The following is an 18,171-nucleotide window of genomic DNA, read 5'->3' on the forward strand; positions in this document are numbered from 1 at the left end:
GAGGTATGCCGCGACACCTGTGCTGTCTACCCCTGCCTTGCACCTTTTCATCGGCCCCGTGATACGATAACCCGATGCAAGACAACACAAACGGCGCATCCAATGAAAAAGACCCTCACAGTCCTTCTTGCCGCCAGCCTGATCCTGTCCGGTTGTGGATGGCGCAGCTGGTTTGGTGGGCGCGATGCGCCGCCGTCAGGGGACCTGGCCCCGATCGAAGCCACCAATCCGTTGATCCCCGCCGAACGTCCGGGATTGTTTCGGCGGCCCGACGCAGCCGATACAACGGTTCTGATTGCCAAGGTTACCAAACTTCAGATCGACCAGACCCCCACCGGGGCGATTATTCTGGCCGAAGGCATTGGCAGCCGCCAAGGGGCCTACGCAGCCGTCCTGACGCCACCGAGTGGCACCATGATCCCAGAGGACGGTATTCTGAAGCTGGATTTCCGCGTCAGTTATCCGCCCTATGACACGCCCATCGGATCCGAACAGTCCCGAAAGGTAAACGATGGATTATCGCTTACCCGTCAGGAACTGGCCGGGATCAGGCAGGTGGTCGTGACTGGCGCGCAAAACGCGATGCAATCCCGGCGGCGCTGAGCGATCTAGCCATACATCCCGTTCTGGATCACCGGCATTCGGGTTCGGTTTGCGCGCCTCGCCAGAAAATACAAAATCTCAATCTCAATCGCTAGATGATCATTTCGATGGAGTTATGGCGATGACGATCAGGTGGACCTCTTTAGGATCTTAGAGGTTTCGTGATCCGACCCACGCCAAAAAGAAACGCCTGCATCCACGCCGACTGCTCAGCAGAAATTTTTAATAAAAACAGATTTTTATCTGCTAGAATTAAAGCTCTACCACAACCACGAGCTGACCCTTTGCCGCCAGCCCGATCTTTCCATCGCAAAGTCTCAGCGCATCAGCCCCGAACACTTCGTGCCGCCAACCCGAAAGAGCGGGCACGTCACGTTCGCCCGCGGCGATCAGGTCCAGATCAGCACTTGGCGCGATCAGTTTGGCCGCGACGCCAGAGCTCTCGGTCTTGGATTTCAGAAGTACTCGCAACAGGTCCGCCAAGGCCGGATTGACCTGTAGCTTTTCACGGCGCCGATCAGGTTGGGGCATCTTGTCGGCGGGGCAATTCATACCGCGTTCGACCGCCTCAAGGATACCATCGGCAATTGCGCCGCGCCGCGCTTCGCGTAGCAGCAGGCGGAGGCCACCAAGGTCAGAGACCGTACACGGTTTTGCCGAGGCCAGCTCGACCAGCGCATCATCCTTGAACACCCGGTTCCGTGGAATGTTGTTGGCCTGCGCATGGCGTTCGCGAAACGCCGCCAAGGCCTGTACCAGCGCGAGGAACTTGGGCGAATTGGTACGTGTCTTTACCCGTTTCCACGCATCCTCGGGCGCCGCTTCGTAAGTGGTAGGATTGGTCAGGATCTGCAGTTCTTCGGCAACCCAGCGAGAGCGGTTGGTTTTTTCCAGTTCAGCGGCCAGATATTCGTAGATCTGCCGCAGATACGTGACATCAGCCAGCGCGTATTTCTTTTGTGCATCGCTCAGCGGGCGGCGCGACCAATCGGTAAACCGGCTGCTTTTGTCCACGGACGCCTTGGCGATCCGCCGCACCAGTGTCTCATACCCGGCCTGCTCACCAAACCCACAGACCATCGCCGCAACCTGCGTATCAAACAGCGGTTCCGGAAATACCCTGGATTCGACCCAGAAGATTTCGAGATCCTGCCGGGCCGCATGAAACACTTTTACAACGTTGGTATCACGGAACAGATCGAACAGCGGCTCTAGCGACATGCCCTCGGCCAGCGGATCGACCAGAACCGCGTTCTCGTCGCCTTCCCCCGGCATCGCCAATTGAACAAGACACAGCTTGGAATAATAGGTCCGCTCGCGCAGGAATTCGGTGTCGACGGTGACATAGGGCTGGCCATGGGCTTCCTTGCAAAAGGCAGCAAGGTCTGCGGTCGTTGTGAGTGTTCTCATAGATGGGCTGTCGTCTGCTTGTTGTTGTTTTTCTTGCGCGATAGGCGCTTGATCCACGCCTTCATATGCAATCCTTAGTTCAATCCGCGCCGATTGCAAAGCAGATGCAGGCAACGCCTAGGGCAACAGCACCTGTTCGCGACTGCCAGCAGCAAAGCGGCGCAACACCGCCGGGTACAACCGGTGCTCTTGCGTCAGGACCCGGGCAGCGAGCACGTCAGGAGTATCCCCATCCAGCACAGGCACCCGCGCCTGCCCCAGAATCGGCCCTTCGTCCAGTTCCGGAGTCACCTCGTGCACGGTACAGCCATGTTCGCTGTCTCCGGCCTCCAACGCTCGTGCATGGGTATGCAACCCTCGGTACTTTGGCAGCAACGACGGGTGAATGTTCAGCATCCGCCCCGTCCACTGCCCGACAAATCCGGCTGTCAGAACCCGCATGAAGCCGGCAAGGCAGACAATATCAGTCTGTGCCGCAATTAAGGGTTTGATCAGCTCTGCCTCAAAGGCGGCGCGATCGGAACCAAAGGGTTTGTGATCCACCACTGCCGTCGCCACGCCACGCGCGGCCGCCTTGGCCAGACCACCCGCTGACACATCGTTGGACATAACCAGACAAGGCCGCGCCGGATGGTCACCGGTCAGGCTGTCCAGCAGCGCGACCATGTTGGACCCGCCCCCTGACAGCAGGATCGCAACCCGCTTGTGGCTCACAGCAGCGCGCCTTGATACTGGACACCGGGCTGATCAGTCACGGTACCGATCTGATGAACGGTTTCGCCTGCATCAGCCAGCAAAGCGGTCAGGCTGGCGGCCTGCTCAGGATCGCACGCAAGGATCATCCCAACACCACAGTTGAACGTCTTGAGCATTTCGGCCTCGGCCATGCCACCGACTTCTGCCATCCACTTGAAGACTTCGGGCAAGTCCCAGGCAGACAAATCGATCTTCGCGCCCAGCCCCTCGGGCAGAACCCTGGGCAGGTTTTCGGTCAACCCGCCGCCGGTGATATGGGCGAGCGCATGAACGCCCCCTGCCCGCACCGCCGCCAGCGCCGGTTTCACATAAAGCCGCGTGGGTGTCAGCAACGCAGCCCCAAGATCACCGTCGCCGAACGGGCAATCGGACTGCCATTTCAATCCCGACATCTCGACCAGTTTGCGCACCAGCGAATAACCGTTTGAATGCACCCCATCACTGGCCAGTCCCAGCAACACGTCGCCTTCGGACACACCGTCGGGCAAAGCCGTACCGCGTTCCATCGCGCCCACCGCAAACCCGGCGAGATCAAAATCGCCCGGCGGGTACATCCCCGGCATTTCCGCCGTTTCCCCGCCGATCAGCGCGCAGCCCGAGCCTTCGCAACCCGTCGCGATCCCTTCAATGATCCGCGCCGCCGTTTCCGTCTCAAGCTTGCCAGTGGCAAAATAGTCCAGAAAGAACAGAGGTTCGGCCCCTTGGCACACCAGATCGTTGACGCACATCGCTACAAGATCGATGCCCACGCCATCCACATGGCCGGTGTCGATCGCAATCCGCAGCTTGGTGCCAACACCATCGGTGGCCGCGACCAGCACCGGGTCGACAAACCCCGCAGCCTTCAGATCAAACAGCGCGCCAAAACCGCCCAGCCCACCGGCCACCCCGGGCCGCGCAGTGCGTTTGGCCGCTGGCTTGATCCGCTCGACCAGCGCGTTGCCTGCATCAATATCCACCCCTGCTTCCGCATAGGTAATGCCATTCTTGCCCTGTGTCATGCGTGCTGTCCCTGTACTGCCTGCGCGCGGGGTAGAACATTGCGATGCAGCTTGCAACACATCGCGGTGCGCGCACTCTTGACGCCCCTGCTCATCATGATACCCAGCGTTCAGGCGGGCCTGTAGCTCAATTGGTTAGAGCAGAGCGCTCATAACGCTTTGGTTGCGGGTTCAAGTCCTGCCGGGCCTACCATCACACTGCCGCTTTCTCCTCGCACTGCAAGCACTTAGACCGAGGAAGAATCAAGTAGTGTTCAAATGTCGCGAGATGTCTGAGCGGGTCGCCTTATAAGGCATCCCAGTATCGAAAAATGGCGACATACCTGTCATGTTCTGTAGAATCGATTGCCCGGCCGATCTGAAGTAACGTGATAATTTGCGGGCAGCCATGGGCAAAACCGCACCCATAGAGTCAGATGTGACTCCCTTGTTCCTCCGGATGGTGCTCTACTGGCAAACGGAAGCGCTAGAAGTAGATGCCGCACCGCGAAACTCACTGCTCGGGTGCAAGGCATATGGTGTGACCCACCTGCGCTAAATACAGACCAAATCAAAGCTCTGGGAAAGATGGTGGGCGACCCTGGAATCGAACCAGGCGTGCGTCTCCGCGAGGGAGTTACAGTCCCCTGCCACACCTTGCGGCCTGTCGCCCACTGACAGACGCGCATTGCGCCTGACGTGAAGGCGTGATTACAAGCGGTCAAAAGGGGCGTCAACAGGAAAATCCGTCGATTTGCCGCCCATCTTGCGGTTCATTTGTAAAAGGTCAGCGCAATGAAAAAGCCCAAGTGGGTCGTAGAAAAGGAACAGGCCCAAAAAGCACGCGGTGACGAGACCGTCTGGCTCTTTGGGTTGCATGCCGTGCGCGATGCGCTGGTTAACCCCCACCGCAAGAGACTGCGCCTGATCGTGACTCTGAATGCGCAGACCAAACTGGCCGAAGCGATTGCCGAGGCCGGGATCGAGCCGGAGTTGACAGATCCGCGCAATTTTTCTGCACCACTGGATCCGGGGTCGGTGCATCAAGGCGCTGCGCTTGAGGTGAAACCCCTGTCATGGGGCAGCCTGAGCGAGGTCTGCATCGGGGCGGTCGCACCGCGCGTTATCCTGCTTGACCGGGTGACCGATCCCCATAATGTGGGCGCGATTCTGCGCAGTGCCGAAGTTCTTGGCGCCTCTGCGGTCATTGGCACGCGGCATCACTCGGCTCCGGAAACCGGGGCTCTGGCCAAATCAGCAAGCGGTGCTTTGGAGCGGCAGCCCTATTTGCGTGTCCGCAACCTCGCCGACACGATCATTGAACTGCAAAAGATGGGTTACTTTGTGCTCGGGCTTGATGGCGAGGCCGAGCACACCATTGAAGACGCGCTCGAAGGACGCAGCGATCATGCGGTCGCACTTGTTCTGGGGGCCGAAGGGCCGGGCCTGCGCGCCAAGACCAAGGACACTGTGGATCAGCTTGTCAGGATTCGCGCGGCAGGTGGTTTTGGGTCGCTGAACGTTTCGAACGCCGCGGCCTTGGCGCTCTATGCGTCGCGGGGTTGATCGCGCCTGAAAACGAGTTGAACTCAAGCCCGCAGATGCATATCTCGACGGCGTTCAAGGAGATATACAGACCGGATGCCCCGCCCCACAAAGATTGCCACATGCTGCTATTGCGGAACCCGTGCGGCGCTGGTGCTGGCAGGAGAAGTCCGGCACGAACTGGCCTGTTCGGCGTGCGGGGCGCCGCTTCACGATCTCAAGATGCTGCGCAAGGATCGGAGCGGGGATCGAGAGCTGACTCCACGCAAGACCGCCAAGCCGACCAAAGTTCGCAAATCGAAATCGCGAAAGAAGCGCAAGAGCGTCTTTTCCAAATTGTTTGACGAAGCCTTTGACGTGATCGAGGACATCTTCGACTGACACTCTGAAATATTGATCACAGCTTGGACAGGCTGCTTTCACAACTGCGTATCCCACCTTTTCTCCGGGGGGATCCATCGCCATTGTAGCCGCATGATGAAAATGACTCCCTTTCCGCACCTGCAACTGAGCTGGCTCGCGACTCTGTGCATTGGCCTGATCGGCGCGATGTCGATGGCGCACGCGGACGCCCCTGTGTTTAGCGCGGACCACGGCAAAGCCGTCGATGGTTATGACGTGGTGACATATTTTAATTCGGATACGCCCCTGCCCGGCGACCCGATGCATGCGGTGATCTGGAAAGGCGCGGTTTGGCAGTTTGTGTCGCGCCAGAATCGGGAACAGTTCGAGGCCAATCCCCGCGCCTATGCACCACAGTATGGCGGGTATTGTGCATTCGGCGTGTCGCAGGGGATGGTGCTGGAAACGGATCCGATGCTGTATCGCATTGAGGGCGGCAAGCTCTATCTGATTCACAACAAGGCCGTTTGGAGTCAGTGGGTCGAGGATATGGCCGGCTACATCGCTGAGGCCGATACCAGATGGCCCACGGTTCTTCGCGACGATTGACACGATCCCGTCGCGTTCACAGATCTGCGAGGCCTGTTCAAAATGCAACAGCCGCACCTATATCGGTAGGGATCGCGAAGCGGAACAATCGCGCATCATTTGACTGTCCCTCGTTCCAAACTTTGCGCCCAAGGCAATGCCTTGGGCGCTTTTTTATTGATGCGGGACCGGCTATATAAAAATCATGAGCAGCTATTCCGATACCCTCCTGAAAAATGTCTTGGAACGCACCCGTGTGATTGCCGTGGTCGGCGTTTCGATGAACCCCGTCAGGCCGAGCTATTACGTGGCACGTTATCTTGGGCTCAAGGGCTATACCGTTGTTCCGGTCAATCCGGCACATGCGGGAAAGGCGCTGTTTGGACAGACGGTGGTCAGCAGCTTGGGCGATATCGATCGCCCTGTTGACATGGTAGACATCTTTCGCCGCTCCGAAGCGGTGCCGCCGATCGTGGACGAGGCGCTCGCGACCTTTCCCGACTTACAGACCATCTGGATGCAGATTGGCGTGGAACACGCCGAGGCAGCTGCGCAAGCAGAGGCACGAGGTGTCACCGTGATCCAGAACCTCTGCCCCAAGATGGAATATCAGCGCCTCTTCGGAGAGCTGCGGATGGGTGGATTCGCCACCGGAGTCATCTCGTCAAAACTCTAGCTGGGCCGTTTTGGTCTGGCGGCAGAGCGCTGTGAACACAGGTGCAGCGGGAACGTCTGCCCCTACCTGTGTCCGGACAGAAAACAGCTTGAGGTCAGTTTTCGAACCGATTTTGGCACGTGACCCGGATGCAAAAATCTTGGTCGTGGGCGATCTCAATTGCTTTGAGTTCACTGGTGAACTGGTCGATGTTTTGCGAGGCGTGAGGACTTCGGGTCGGATGTCATCAGGGACTTCGACGCCGCTTCGGACGCCCTGATTTTTCGAAACGTCGATGCTTTGTCCGTGGAAATTGAAAGCGTTGGCGACCATCTGATCGCAACTCTAATCGGCGACACATCTTTTGGGGCGATCTAGCTGCTCCGTAGCTGACCGGTTGCTAATCTGTGGCTTTATCACATTTGAGTGATTGCTCAATATGGACATTGAGCAATCACTCAAACTCCCTATATCCCTCTCACACCGGCTCACTTCGCCACGGGATGAACAGTAAAGGAAACGCAATATGCATGACCTCATCAACGCCAAAGCGGACCAGATGTTCCGAGTCGTTCCAGCGACGTATTTAGATGTCGCTGTCGCCAACTTCAGATTGATCACATGATCACCTGATTGCTGTTCGCTCTGCCGGTTCATTTCTTACGTCCAGACCCACCACTCACAAAAACCCAACGTTCAGGAGAGACTGATGACCGACTTTACAATGCACACCGAAGACTCCGCGCCAGAAGCATCCAAGCCGCTTGTTGCGAAATCCATTTCCGCCAACGGCCGCCTGCCGGGCCTGCATGCCGTTATGGCGGAATCACCGGAGCTTTTGGAAGGCTATCAAAAGCTGCACGAACTGTTCATGAATTCGAGCTTTGACAAGGACGAGCTGACCGTCGTCTGGCAGGCGATCAACGTGGAAAACGAATGCCACTACTGTGTGCCCGCCCACACCGGAATCGCCAAGATGATGAAAGTCGACGACGCCATCACCGAAGCCTTGCGCAACGAAACGCCTCTGCCGACGCCCCGGCTGAAAGCCCTGCGCACCTTCACGCTGCAACTTGTCCGTGACCGCGGCAACGTTGCGGATGCCGATGTTCAGGCATTCCTGGACGCTGGCTTTACCCAACGCAACATTCTTGAGGTGATCCTGGGCTATAGTCAAAAGATCATGTCAAACTACACCAACCACCTCGCGAATACGCCTGTGGACAAGGTGTTCGAAAAATTTGCATGGTCGCGCAGCAAGATCGCAGCCTGAGCAAAGGCGCGGCCCAATCATCAGAGGTCGCGCAAGCTGACTCATCCGCCTGAGCACTGTTTCGCCAGTGACAGGCAACATTGATCGCCGCCCGCCGCACCGTCGCGGCGGGTGGTGGCAGGAAAGGACCCCGCATGACCACGGAACCGCTTCGTATCGATATCGTCTCGGACGTGATGTGCCCGTGGTGCATCATCGGCTATCGCCAGCTTGCCAAGGCTCTGCAAGAGACCGGCACAACCCATGAAATCCATTGGCATCCGTTCGAGCTGAACCCCGAAATGCCTCCCGAAGGTCAGGACGGGTTCGAACATATTGCCGAGAAATACGGATCAACCCGTGCCCAATCCGAAGAAAGCCGCGCCCGAATGACCGAATTGGGTGCCGACCTTGGGTTCGACTTTCGTTGGGCCGAAGGGTTTCGGATGCACAACACCTTCAATGCGCATCAGTTGCTGCATTGGGCCGACGAACAGGGGCGCAAGCACGACCTGAAACTGGCGATGTTCTCTGCCCACTTCACCGATCGCCGGAACCTTTCCGACAATGCTGTTCTGGCGGATATTGCAGGTGAAATCGGCCTTGATCGAGACGAAGCCTTGGCGGTTCTGACGGATCAACGCTACGCGCAAAACGTCCGCGATGCCGAAAAGTTCTGGCTTCAACAAGGCATCCAAGGCGTTCCCGCACTGGTTCTGGATCGCAAATACCTTGTGACCGGGGCGCAGGGCGTTGATAATTACACGAATATTTTGCATGAACTGGAACAGAAAAAGACCTGACCCCATGGCCCGCGCCGCACCTTATGACCGCGACAAGACCCTGACCGCCGCCATGTCCCTGTTCTGGGACAAGGGATATCACGCGACATCGCTAAAGGATCTCGAAGCGGCGCTTGAAATGAAGCCGGGCAGCATCTACGCGGCGTTCAAGAGCAAGGAAAACCTCTACCTCCTCGCACTGGACAAGTATTTCGCGACCTCGCGCGGCCTCTTTCGCAAGATGATCGCACAGGCAGACTCGCCGTTGAGCGCGCTTGCCAATCACCTGCGCGCCTTTGCCTCGCTGCCTACAGAAGACGCCGCGCGGCAGGCCTGCATGCTCACCAAGACGATTGTCGACACCCGATCGACAGACGCGGTGATCGCCGATCGTTCGCGCGCCCACCTGCAATCCATGCGGATTGAAATTGCCAAAGCGTTCGAGGCGGCGATTGCATTGCGAGAATTGCCTGCCGATATCGACCCAACCAGATTGGCGCGTCGATACCAGGCCAACCTCACGGCGCTGCGTCTGGAGTTGCATCAAGGCACCGACCAGACCGAGCTTAATGATCTGGCCGAAGATATGGCGCGTGAGGTTGAAGCATTGCGCTTATGACGGAATGTTGCCCTTTAGCGGGCTGCACCCGCCCCACCAGATGCCGGGACTGAACACCTAGGTCGTAACGCTCTCGGCGCAAAAGCTCAGTCAAATACGTTAAGCTCATTTGACCATCCGACTTCCGAACAAGCTCTGATCGTTAATTTGTTTCCGCCACTCTGATCGTTAATTTGATTCCGCCAAGGGCCCTCAACCTGAACGACCTACCGAATTCTCACGTTTCACAGAAAATAGGAGGCGGATTACCCTCGATTGCGCAGGAGTTCCATGACGGCGGGGCGTACACTCTGTTCGCCGTTTTCACGCGCGACAGTGATCACGTCACGCACCTCATCGAGGTTTGACCGGCGAAGCAGACTCTTGACTGGGCCAATCGACGCCGGGCGCATGGAGAGCGATCTGATCCCGATGGCGGCAAGACACAGCGCCTCGATCGGACGTCCCGCATCCTCGCCACAAAAGCTCAACCGGGTTCCGGTTCGCGCACAGCGTTCGACGATCCGTTCAATCAGGCTCAGAAAACTCACGTTCAGCGTATCATAACGCCGGCGCACCCGCTCGTTTTCACGGTCGGCGGCAAAAAAGAACTGTTTCAGGTCATTGCCACCGATGGACAGGAATTCGACCTCTTCAAAAAAGGCTTCGGGCGCAAAAACCATCGAAGGTGTCTCGAGCATAGCCCCGACTTCCAGCGTTTCCGGAAGGACATGCCCCAGCCGTTCTTCCCTCGCGATGGTTTTGTCGACCTCGGCGCGCGCGGCACGGTATTCCTCAAACTGGGCGATGAATGGAAACATGATCGTCAATGGCCGACCATTGGCCCCCCGGATCAGCGCCTGCAACTGCATCCGCATGACACCGGGCTTGTCCAGCCCAACGCGGATCGCACGCCATCCCAAGGCCGGGTTCGGCTCGTCGTTCGGCTTCATGTAGGGCAGCACCTTGTCAGAGCCGATGTCCAACGTTCTGAACACGACGCGCTTGCCATGTGCGGAATCCAATACCCGCGAATAGAGTTCAGCCAGTTCCGTACGCTTGGGCATCTGGTTGCGGATCAGGAACTGCAATTCTGTACGAAACAGCCCGACACCCTCGGCCCCTGACCCTTCAAGCGACGGCAGATCGGCCATCAGGCCCGCGTTCATGTGCAATTCAATCGTCTTGCCGCATTCAGTGGTGGCTGGCTTGTTGCGGATTGACGCATAGCGCTCCTGCGCATCCGCCTGCATCGCAATCTTATCACGAAACGCGGTGACCACGTTGTCATCCGGGCGCAGGTGGGCAACGCCCTGATCGCTGTCGACCATGATATGATCACCATTCAGCGCCTCGGTCGTGATCCGACCGGCGTGCACCAGCAACGGGATCGCCAGCGCCCGAGCGACAATTGCCGCATGGCTGCCAACCGCTCCCTCTTCGAGCACGATGCCGCGTAGGCTGCGTCCATACTCCAGCAATTCAGCTGGGCCAACATTTCGCGCGACCAGGATCGGATCGGGAGGCAGTTCCGCACCCGTTTCACGCCCCTGCCCCGTGAGAATCCGCAACAAGCGATTTGACAGATCATCCAGATCGCTCAACCGTTCGCGCAAATAGGAATCGGTCACCTGTGACATGCGCACACGAGCCTGCGACTGCTCCTTTTCGACAGCAGCCTCGGCAGACAGGCCGCGACTGATGTCTTCTTCCATACGGCGCATCCAACCCTTGGAGTTGGCGAACATGCGATAGGTTTCAAGGACTTGTAGTTGCTCGGAGTCGCCGCTGCGCGAGATTTCCAGCATCTTGTCGACGCCAACCCGCAACTGTTCGACCGCTTCCTGCAGGCGCTCAAGTTCGCGATGCGGATCATCGGCAATCGGGTTGGCCACCACGACACGAGGTTCGTGCAGCCAGACGTGACCTTCGGCTGCCCCCTCCTGACCTGACGTTCCCCGAAACAACACCGGCTGCTGGTGCCGTGCAGACAAGGCCGCGCCTTCGCCGACAAATGCGCCGAGTTCGGTCATTTCTGCGATCACCATTGCCACGACTTCCAGCCCATAGGCCTCATCGGCGGTGAAAACGCGGGCATCTTTGGACTGAACAACCAATACGCCCAGTTTTTCGCCCAAGCGCTGGATCGGTACACCAAGAAAAGACGAATATCTCTCTTCGCCGGTTTCCGCCATATAGCGGAATCCCTTTTCGGCCGGTGCATTGGGCGTGTTGACGATGGTGCCGGTTCGGGCCACCCGCCCGACCAACCCTTCGCCCAGCCGCATACGTGTTTGGTGAACCGCCTCGGCTTGCAACCCTTCGGTAGCGCAGAGTTCAAGCGTCTCTTCATCGCGAAACAGGTAGACCGAACAAACTTCGGTGCCCATGCTGTCCGCGATCAGATGAGTGATCTTGTCGAGCCGCGCCTGGCCTGCGACATCGCCTGCCATAGCGTTCCGCAAGCGTCCCAGCAGCTTGCGACTTTCGGTTTCAGTGCGTTCCACCATGCGCTTGGCTCAGTCCCTCTCAAACAGACAGCCCGAGCGGATCGTGCTCAGGCCGCCTTGTCCAGTTCAAAAGCATCATGCAGGGCTTGAACGGCAAGTTCCATGTATTTCCGGTCGATCAGAACGGAAATCTTTATCTCGGAAGTTGTAATGACCTTGATGTTAATACCCTCGGTCGACAACACCCGGAACATCTTGGCGGCGACGCCGGTGTGGCTGCGCATCCCGATCCCGACGACCGAAACCTTGGCGACATCCTTGTCGGCAACCAGCTCGGCAAAGTTCAGCTCGCCCGCCGTTCTGGAGGCGTCCATCGCCTGTTCGGCTCGGGCCACCTGGTTGATGGGGCAGGAAAACGTCATATCGGTTCGCCCCTCTTCCGAGATGTTCTGAACAATCATGTCGACGTTCACACCGGCTTCGGACAGCGAGGAAAAGATCGTCGCGGCGATGCCGGGGCGGTCCGCTACGGACAGCAGCGTCATCTTGGCTTCGTCACGGGAATAGGCCACACCGGCCACAACCTTGGATTCCATGATTTCCTCCTCATCGCAGACCAGCGTTCCCGCCGTGTCGGATTGTTCTTCAAAACTGCTCAGAACTCGCAGCCTGACATTGTAGCGCATCGCCAGCTCGACCGAGCGGGTTTGCAGTACCTTGGCCCCAAGGCTTGCAAGCTCCAGCATTTCCTCAAAGGCGATCTTGTCAAGCTTGCGCGCTTTGTCAGTGATGCGCGGGTCGGTGGTATAGACCCCGTCCACATCGGTATAGATGTCGCAACGTTCGGCATCAAACGCGGCGGCGAAGGCCACCGCCGTGGTGTCAGACCCGCCCCGACCCAGCGTGGTGATCCGGCCATCGGGCCCGATCCCTTGGAACCCGGCAACCACAGCGACACGCATGCCTTCGGCAAATTTGGCGTTGATATTTTCAGGGGGGATTTCTTCGATCCGGGCGCTCGCATGGGCGTCCGTGGTGAGGAGTGGCACCTGCCAGCCTTGCCAGCTGCGCGCAGGAACATCCATCTCCTGCAAGGTCAGCGCCATCAATCCTGCGGTCACGTTCTCGCCAGACGACACCACTGCGTCATATTCGCGGGCGTCAAACAGAGGCGAGGTTTCTTCGACCCAGCCGACCAGTTCATTGGTTTTGCCCGACATGGCCGACACAATGACGATCACGTCATAGCCTTTGGCCACCTCGACACCGACACGCTTTGCGGCGCGCCGAATGCGGTCAAGGTTGGCAACCGAAGTGCCGCCGAATTTCATCACAAGTACGGGCATGATCCGGGCCTTTCCATGCGCCTTAGCCGTCAGTTCGCACGCCTATATGATAGGGGTCTGTCAAGGGCAAGTGGGCAAACGGGCGGCTGAACGGCGATAACGGCTCAGTTCGTCTTGCGGTTGGGGGTAAAGGGCAATGGCGCCACGGGCACGCCGTCTTCGACCAGCTTGCGCGCCTCGTCGGCCTTGGCCTCGCCATAAATCGACCGCTCAGGCGCCGTGCCCTCATGCATCGCACGGGCCTCGGCGGCAAAGTTCATCCCGACATAGTCAGAGTTTTTCTCGATCTTTTTGCGCAGTTCGGCCAGTGCCTGTTCCGCAGGATTGGCCGGTGTCGACAGCGCGCGCGCATCCTTGTCCTTGCGCGCATTGCGCACGCTGGGTGCCATGATCGCCTTTTCAACATCTGTCCCGCCGCATACGGCACAGGAAATCATCCCCGACTGCATAAGCTTGTCAAAGGCGCTGGCCGATTGAAACCAGCTGTCAAAACTATGGCCTTCAGCGCATTTCAGAGCGTACTGAATCATCTGGTTGCCTCGCGTCAGTCTGGCTGAATAGATATCTGGAATAGCACCGAGTTCAAGACGCAGGTCTTTATCACTTCGGATGCTTTGGATCGAAATCCCGCAGGATCCGGGCACGTTCCGGCTTCATGACCAGACTGGTCGCCTTATTCCGCGCGGCGCATTCGGCCGGTGTCATCCCGTCCATCGGCTACTTTTTAGCCACAATCCAGCGACCGTCCGCCGCGCCGTGATCATTAGAACCCAAACCCGGCTCGAAATGGCACGGTATTACAACGCCGCAGACTGAATACGCACATAACTCTTGTGCGCAGACTCACCTCTTAGGGGTAGCTGTTTTCGAAGCATCCTTTTCACTCGGCCTCTATTCCCATCCCAAGCCTAAAGCTAGGTTGGTAAATTAGTACCAAAATATCTTGCTAGCCTATTGGTGTGAAGCCTCTCCTATCGAACCGGCTGGGTGTCGTGCGGCTCACCACCCATCAAATCAAATAGTCTGAACAAGTTACAAATCACTTTGGATATGAAATTTTCGTAACTTTTACTTGCATGGAATCACCGCATGCAATACGCCGACCATGCGGTCAGCAATGTTCGGCGATATTCTGACCCACGGAGGAGACGCGAGCCAGAGCGATATCGGCGGCCAGTTGAATATGCTAAGCTTGATACATGCGGCCATCGCACCGCGTCCGAGATGAGGTATGACTATGTATGCACAGATGGTGAAATCGACCGGCGACGGGGTCAAGACGCTGGATGAAATGGAGCCGCAAGAACGCGCCTTTCAGGAGCGCATCGATGCAGGCGACAAGATCGAGCCCAAGGACTGGATGCCCGCCGGGTACCGCAAGAACCTGATCCGGCAGATCGGCCAGCACGCACATTCCGAAATTGTCGGCCAATTGCCCGAAGGCAACTGGATCACCCGCGCACCGACGCTGGAACGCAAGGCGATCCTGCTAGCCAAGGTGCAGGATGAGGCAGGCCATGGTCTCTATCTCTATTGCGCCGCCGAAACGCTTGGCGTGACCCGTGATGAGCTGACCGAAATGCTGCTGGATGGCCGCATGAAATACAGCTCGATCTTTAACTACCCCACCCTGACATGGGCCGATATGGGCGCAGTGGGCTGGCTGGTTGATGGCGCCGCGATCATGAACCAAGTGCCGCTTCAGCGGACCTCATTCGGCCCCTACTCGCGCGCGATGATCCGCATCTGCAAAGAAGAGTCGTTTCACCAGCGTCAGGGCTATGACATTATGATGAAGATGGCCGCCGGCACGCCTGCGCAAAAGAAGATGGCACAGGATGCATTGAATCGGTTCTGGTATCCGTCGCTGATGATGTTCGGCCCCAGCGACAAGGACAGCGTCCATTCCGCGCAATCCATGGCGTGGAAGATCAAGATGAACACCAATGACGAGCTTCGCCAGAAATTTGTCGATCAGACGGTGCCGCAGGCCGAATATCTGGGCCTGACCGTGCCTGATGACACGCTGACGTGGAACGAAGACAAGGGTGGGTATGATTTCGCCGAACCCGATTGGTCCGAATTCTTCGACGTGCTCAAGGGCAACGGCCCCTGCAACACCGAACGCCTCGCCGCCCGTAACAAGGCGTGGGACGATGGCAAATGGGTGCGTGACGGGCTGTTGGCCCATGCCGAGAAACGCGCAAGCAGAAAGGTCGCCGCAGAATGAGCTCTCCAAACTCCGCATATCCCGACACGCCAGACAGCGAAACGCCCCCGCGCCGCCACGAATGGCCGCTGTGGGAGATATTCATCCGCGGCCAGCACGGGATGAGCCATCGCCATGTCGGCAGCCTGCACGCGCCGGACGCTGAAATGGCCATCATGAACGCGCGCGACGTTTATACCCGCCGCAACGAAGGCGTCAGCATCTGGGCGGTCGAGGCCCGGCATATCGCCGCGTCCTCGCCCTCGGAAAAAGGGCCGCTGTATGAGCCATCGGAATCCAAGGTTTACCGCCACCCGACCTTTTACGACATTCCCGAAGACGTGGGGGCGATGTGATGTCTGACGCCGCCTATTTCGAATTCCTCTGTCGCATGGGGGACAACACGCTCGTGCTTGGCCACCGGGTCAGCGAATGGTGTGGCGTCGCGCCTGCGCTGGAAGAGGACATAGCCCTTGCCAACACGGCGCTTGATCTGATCGGCCAGACGCAGATGTGGCTCGGCCTTGCCGGCGAAGTCGAAGGCGCTGGCCGCAGCGCTGACGATCTTGCGATGCTTCGCGACGTTTGGGATTTCCGCAATGCCCTGCTGGTTGAACAGCCCAACGGTGACTTTGGCCAGACAATGATGCGCCAGTTCCTTTTCGATGCCTGGCATGTCGCAATGCTTGATGCCTTGCAGCAATCCAGCGAACCCCGTGTCGCCGAGATCGCCGCCAAAGCCGCCAAGGAAGCCACGTATCATGTGGACCGCTCGGGCGATACGGTGATCCGGCTAGGCGATGGCACCTCCGAAAGCCACCGCAGAATGCAGGCGGCGCTGAACCTGCTCTGGCCCTATGTTGGCGAGCTTTTTGTGGCGGACGACATCGACACCGCGATGACAAAGGCAGGGATTGCGCCTGATCTGGCGGCCTTGCGCGCAGCGTTTGATGCACGCGTCAAAGACGTGATGGCGCAAGCGACCCTGACCATTCCCGATGACAATTTTGCCCACAAGGGCGGCAAGAGCGGCTTTCGCCACTCTGAACATCTCGGCCATATGCTGACTGAAATGCAATGGCTGCAACGCGCCTATCCGGGCGCCAGCTGGTAACATGAAACCCGCTGTCGCCGACGTCTGGAGCTGGCTCGATCAGGTGCCTGATCCCGAGATCCCCGTGATCTCGGTGGTGGATCTGGGCATCGTGCGCGATGTACAATGGAATGGAGACGCGCTGGAGATCGCCGTGACGCCAACCTATTCGGGCTGTCCCGCGACCAGTGTAATTTCGATGGACATCGAAACCGCCCTGCACGACCACGGCATAGAAGAGGTGCGCATCCAATCCCGCATTTCGCCACCCTGGACGACGGACTGGCTGTCAGAAAAAGGCCGCGCGAAACTTGTCGAATACGGCATCGCCCCGCCACAGGCCGCTGGCGGCCCCAAGGCTTGCCCGCGCTGTGACAGCACAGATGTCGAACGCATCAGCCAGTTCGGCTCGACCCCCTGCAAGGCCCAGTGGCGATGCAGGGATTGTCTGGAACCTTTTGACTATTTCAAGTGCATCTGAGGAGATCACCCATGGCGCGCTTTCATCCGCTTACTGTCACCGATGTGCGCAAGACAATCCGCGATGCGGTCGTGGTTTCGCTGCAACCGGCCAACGGCACCGCATTCGAGTTTACCCAAGGCCAGTACCTGACCTTTCGCCGCGAATTTGACGGCACAGAATTGCGCCGCTCTTACTCAATCTGCGCGGGCAAAGGCGATGGCCTCTTGCAGGTCGGCATCAAAAAGGTCGATGGCGGCGCATTTTCCACATGGGCCAACGAAGACCTGAAACCCGGCGACACGCTCGAAGCTATGGAGCCGATGGGTAGCTTTTTCACGCAGCTCGATCCGGCGCAGGGGAAAAACTATCTCGGGTTTGCGGGCGGATCAGGCATCACGCCGGTTCTGTCGATCCTCAAGACAACGCTGAACGCCGAACCACGCAGCACCTTTACGCTGGTTTATGCAAACCGCGGCGTGAACACGATCATGTTCCGCGAGGAGCTGGAAGATCTCAAAAACAGCTATATGGGCCGCCTGACGGTGATCCATGTCCTTGAATCCGACGCGCAGGACATTGATCTCTTTACCGGCCGCGTCGATGCGGACAAATGCGCCGCACTGTTCAAACATTGGATCGACATCACCAACATCGACACCGCCTTTATCTGCGGCCCGGAACCGATGATGCTGGGCATTGCTGCCGCCCTGCGCGACCACGGCCTGACCGATGAGCAGATCAAGTTCGAGCTGTTCGCCAGCGCCCAGCCAGGCCGTCTGCAACGCAAGGCTACTGCCACAGGCGACGCAGGCAACGCCAAGACCACCGAGGCCAGCGTCACACTGGATGGGTCCGCGCGATCCTTTACCATGGACAAGGATCAAACAGTGCTCGACGCAGCGCTCGAAAACGCGATCGACGCGCCCTATGCATGCAAGGCTGGCGTCTGCTCAACTTGCCGCTGCAAGGTGATCGAAGGCGAAGTTGAAATGGTCGCCAATCACGCGCTCGAAGATTACGAGGTACAGCAGGGTTATGTGCTGTCCTGCCAATCCTTCCCGGTCAGCGACCGGGTTGTCGTCGACTACGATCAGTGAGG

19 protein-coding genes and 2 tRNA genes are annotated in these 18,171 nt (G+C 58.3%); 14 read left to right on the forward strand and 7 right to left on the reverse strand.

Going from position 1 to position 18,171, the window contains the following annotated elements:
• The first annotated feature begins 102 nt into the window (after window positions 1–102).
• Window positions 103–603 (forward strand): hypothetical protein, encoded by a 501-nt coding sequence (locus ABJO75_RS01710; protein ID WP_348132402.1) that lies wholly within the window; start codon window positions 103–105, stop codon window positions 601–603.
• Window positions 604–855: 252 nt separating this feature from the next.
• Here ABJO75_RS01710 and rnd read toward each other — a convergent pair whose 3' ends face one another.
• The 3 genes from rnd to purM all read right to left on the reverse strand — a co-directional run bounded on the left by rnd (window position 856) and on the right by purM (window position 3,770).
• Window positions 856–2,013 carry a ribonuclease D gene (gene rnd, locus ABJO75_RS01715; RefSeq protein ID WP_348132405.1) on the reverse strand — a complete coding sequence of 386 codons (1,158 nt, stop codon included), beginning with the start codon at window positions 2,011–2,013 and terminating at the stop codon, window positions 856–858.
• A 117-nt stretch (window positions 2,014–2,130) separates the two neighbouring features.
• Window positions 2,131–2,727, reverse strand: coding sequence for a phosphoribosylglycinamide formyltransferase (gene purN, locus ABJO75_RS01720; RefSeq protein WP_348132408.1), 597 nt, complete (start codon window positions 2,725–2,727; stop codon window positions 2,131–2,133).
• Window positions 2,724–3,770, reverse strand: coding sequence for a phosphoribosylformylglycinamidine cyclo-ligase (gene purM / locus ABJO75_RS01725; RefSeq protein WP_348132411.1), 1,047 nt, complete (start codon window positions 3,768–3,770; stop codon window positions 2,724–2,726). Before purM ends, purN begins: the two co-directional genes overlap by 4 nt.
• Window positions 3,771–3,886: 116 nt before the next feature.
• Here purM and ABJO75_RS01730 point away from each other — a divergent pair.
• Window positions 3,887–3,963, forward strand: a tRNA-Ile gene (locus ABJO75_RS01730).
• A 375-nt stretch (window positions 3,964–4,338) separates the two neighbouring features.
• On the opposite strand, the gene ABJO75_RS01735 is transcribed toward ABJO75_RS01730, so the two are convergent.
• Window positions 4,339–4,422 (reverse strand) — tRNA-Tyr (locus ABJO75_RS01735).
• Window positions 4,423–4,544: 122 nt separating this feature from the next.
• Between ABJO75_RS01735 and rlmB the strand changes: the two genes are divergently transcribed.
• From rlmB to ABJO75_RS01770, 7 genes are all read left to right on the forward strand, one after another.
• The gene (rlmB, locus tag ABJO75_RS01740) at window positions 4,545–5,315 is read left to right on the forward strand and encodes a 23S rRNA (guanosine(2251)-2'-O)-methyltransferase RlmB (protein WP_348132414.1); all 771 of its coding nucleotides are present in this window, start codon (window positions 4,545–4,547) and stop codon (window positions 5,313–5,315) included.
• A gap of 75 nt (window positions 5,316–5,390) precedes the next feature.
• Complete coding sequence (locus tag ABJO75_RS01745; RefSeq protein WP_348132417.1) at window positions 5,391–5,675, forward strand: hypothetical protein; 285 nt, start codon at window positions 5,391–5,393, stop codon at window positions 5,673–5,675.
• Between the two features lie 93 nt (window positions 5,676–5,768).
• Entirely contained in the window at window positions 5,769–6,245 is a 477-nt protein-coding gene (locus ABJO75_RS01750; protein WP_348132420.1) for a YHS domain-containing (seleno)protein, read from the forward strand.
• Window positions 6,246–6,429: 184 nt separating this feature from the next.
• Complete coding sequence (locus tag ABJO75_RS01755) at window positions 6,430–6,900, forward strand: CoA-binding protein (RefSeq protein ID WP_348132423.1); 471 nt, start codon at window positions 6,430–6,432, stop codon at window positions 6,898–6,900.
• 688 nt (window positions 6,901–7,588) lie between these two features.
• The gene (locus ABJO75_RS01760) at window positions 7,589–8,152 is read left to right on the forward strand and encodes a carboxymuconolactone decarboxylase family protein (protein ID WP_348132426.1); all 564 of its coding nucleotides are present in this window, start codon (window positions 7,589–7,591) and stop codon (window positions 8,150–8,152) included.
• Window positions 8,153–8,286: 134 nt separating this feature from the next.
• A complete protein-coding gene (locus tag ABJO75_RS01765; protein WP_348132429.1) occupies window positions 8,287–8,934 on the forward strand; it encodes a DsbA family oxidoreductase in 648 nt (215 codons plus the stop codon).
• A 4-nt stretch (window positions 8,935–8,938) separates the two neighbouring features.
• Window positions 8,939–9,532, forward strand: a complete 594-nt coding sequence (locus ABJO75_RS01770) for a helix-turn-helix domain-containing protein (RefSeq protein ID WP_348132432.1) — start codon at window positions 8,939–8,941, stop codon at window positions 9,530–9,532.
• Between the two features lie 245 nt (window positions 9,533–9,777).
• On the opposite strand, the gene ptsP is transcribed toward ABJO75_RS01770, so the two are convergent.
• The 3 genes from ptsP to ABJO75_RS01785 form a co-directional block, all read right to left on the reverse strand.
• A complete protein-coding gene (gene ptsP / locus ABJO75_RS01775; protein WP_348132435.1) occupies window positions 9,778–12,021 on the reverse strand; it encodes a phosphoenolpyruvate--protein phosphotransferase in 2,244 nt (747 codons plus the stop codon).
• Window positions 12,022–12,068: 47 nt separating this feature from the next.
• Window positions 12,069–13,307 (reverse strand): aspartate kinase, encoded by a 1,239-nt coding sequence (locus ABJO75_RS01780; protein WP_348132438.1) that lies wholly within the window; start codon window positions 13,305–13,307, stop codon window positions 12,069–12,071.
• A gap of 104 nt (window positions 13,308–13,411) precedes the next feature.
• Window positions 13,412–13,837 carry a DUF1178 family protein gene (locus ABJO75_RS01785; protein WP_348132441.1) on the reverse strand — a complete coding sequence of 142 codons (426 nt, stop codon included), beginning with the start codon at window positions 13,835–13,837 and terminating at the stop codon, window positions 13,412–13,414.
• Between the two features lie 707 nt (window positions 13,838–14,544).
• Here ABJO75_RS01785 and paaA point away from each other — a divergent pair.
• Genes paaA through paaE form a run of 5 tightly spaced genes read left to right on the forward strand, consistent with a single transcriptional unit; the run spans window position 14,545 to window position 18,169 of the window.
• Complete coding sequence (paaA, locus tag ABJO75_RS01790; RefSeq protein WP_348132703.1) at window positions 14,545–15,537, forward strand: 1,2-phenylacetyl-CoA epoxidase subunit PaaA; 993 nt, start codon at window positions 14,545–14,547, stop codon at window positions 15,535–15,537.
• Window positions 15,534–15,872 (forward strand): 1,2-phenylacetyl-CoA epoxidase subunit PaaB, encoded by a 339-nt coding sequence (paaB, locus tag ABJO75_RS01795; RefSeq protein WP_348132444.1) that lies wholly within the window; start codon window positions 15,534–15,536, stop codon window positions 15,870–15,872. The genes paaA and paaB overlap by 4 nt, the downstream gene beginning before the upstream one ends.
• Window positions 15,872–16,630, forward strand: a complete 759-nt coding sequence (paaC, locus tag ABJO75_RS01800) for a 1,2-phenylacetyl-CoA epoxidase subunit PaaC (protein ID WP_348132447.1) — start codon at window positions 15,872–15,874, stop codon at window positions 16,628–16,630. Before paaB ends, paaC begins: the two co-directional genes overlap by 1 nt.
• A gap of 1 nt (window position 16,631) precedes the next feature.
• Window positions 16,632–17,090 (forward strand): 1,2-phenylacetyl-CoA epoxidase subunit PaaD, encoded by a 459-nt coding sequence (paaD, locus tag ABJO75_RS01805; RefSeq protein WP_348132450.1) that lies wholly within the window; start codon window positions 16,632–16,634, stop codon window positions 17,088–17,090.
• A gap of 11 nt (window positions 17,091–17,101) precedes the next feature.
• The gene (paaE, locus tag ABJO75_RS01810; RefSeq protein WP_348132453.1) at window positions 17,102–18,169 is read left to right on the forward strand and encodes a 1,2-phenylacetyl-CoA epoxidase subunit PaaE; all 1,068 of its coding nucleotides are present in this window, start codon (window positions 17,102–17,104) and stop codon (window positions 18,167–18,169) included.
• Window positions 18,170–18,171: the final 2 nt, after the last annotated feature.

It is taken from the genome of Sedimentitalea sp. (assembly GCF_039973035.1).
Lineage (GTDB): Bacteria > Pseudomonadota > Alphaproteobacteria > Rhodobacterales > Rhodobacteraceae > Sedimentitalea.

Bases quoted from the DNA above. Each gene is read 5' to 3' on its own strand.
- ABJO75_RS01710 (WP_348132402.1), top strand. From the start codon at position 103: ATGAAAAAGACCCTCACAGTCCTTCTTGCCGCCAGCCTGATCCTGTCC.
- rnd (WP_348132405.1), bottom strand. From the start codon at position 2,013: ATGAGAACACTCACAACGACCGCAGACCTTGCTGCCTTTTGCAAGGAA.
- purM (WP_348132411.1), bottom strand. From the start codon at position 3,770: ATGACACAGGGCAAGAATGGCATTACCTATGCGGAAGCAGGGGTGGAT.
- rlmB (WP_348132414.1), top strand. From the start codon at position 4,545: ATGAAAAAGCCCAAGTGGGTCGTAGAAAAGGAACAGGCCCAAAAAGCA.
- ABJO75_RS01745 (WP_348132417.1), top strand. From the start codon at position 5,391: ATGCCCCGCCCCACAAAGATTGCCACATGCTGCTATTGCGGAACCCGT.
- ABJO75_RS01750 (WP_348132420.1), top strand. From the start codon at position 5,769: ATGATGAAAATGACTCCCTTTCCGCACCTGCAACTGAGCTGGCTCGCG.
- ABJO75_RS01755 (WP_348132423.1), top strand. From the start codon at position 6,430: ATGAGCAGCTATTCCGATACCCTCCTGAAAAATGTCTTGGAACGCACC.
- ABJO75_RS01760 (WP_348132426.1), top strand. From the start codon at position 7,589: ATGACCGACTTTACAATGCACACCGAAGACTCCGCGCCAGAAGCATCC.
- ABJO75_RS01765 (WP_348132429.1), top strand. From the start codon at position 8,287: ATGACCACGGAACCGCTTCGTATCGATATCGTCTCGGACGTGATGTGC.
- ABJO75_RS01770 (WP_348132432.1), top strand. From the start codon at position 8,939: ATGGCCCGCGCCGCACCTTATGACCGCGACAAGACCCTGACCGCCGCC.
- ptsP (WP_348132435.1), bottom strand. From the start codon at position 12,021: ATGGTGGAACGCACTGAAACCGAAAGTCGCAAGCTGCTGGGACGCTTG.
- ABJO75_RS01780 (WP_348132438.1), bottom strand. From the start codon at position 13,307: ATGCCCGTACTTGTGATGAAATTCGGCGGCACTTCGGTTGCCAACCTT.
- ABJO75_RS01785 (WP_348132441.1), bottom strand. From the start codon at position 13,837: ATGATTCAGTACGCTCTGAAATGCGCTGAAGGCCATAGTTTTGACAGC.
- paaA (WP_348132703.1), top strand. From the start codon at position 14,545: ATGTATGCACAGATGGTGAAATCGACCGGCGACGGGGTCAAGACGCTG.
- paaB (WP_348132444.1), top strand. From the start codon at position 15,534: ATGAGCTCTCCAAACTCCGCATATCCCGACACGCCAGACAGCGAAACG.
- paaC (WP_348132447.1), top strand. From the start codon at position 15,872: ATGTCTGACGCCGCCTATTTCGAATTCCTCTGTCGCATGGGGGACAAC.
- paaD (WP_348132450.1), top strand. From the start codon at position 16,632: ATGAAACCCGCTGTCGCCGACGTCTGGAGCTGGCTCGATCAGGTGCCT.
- paaE (WP_348132453.1), top strand. From the start codon at position 17,102: ATGGCGCGCTTTCATCCGCTTACTGTCACCGATGTGCGCAAGACAATC.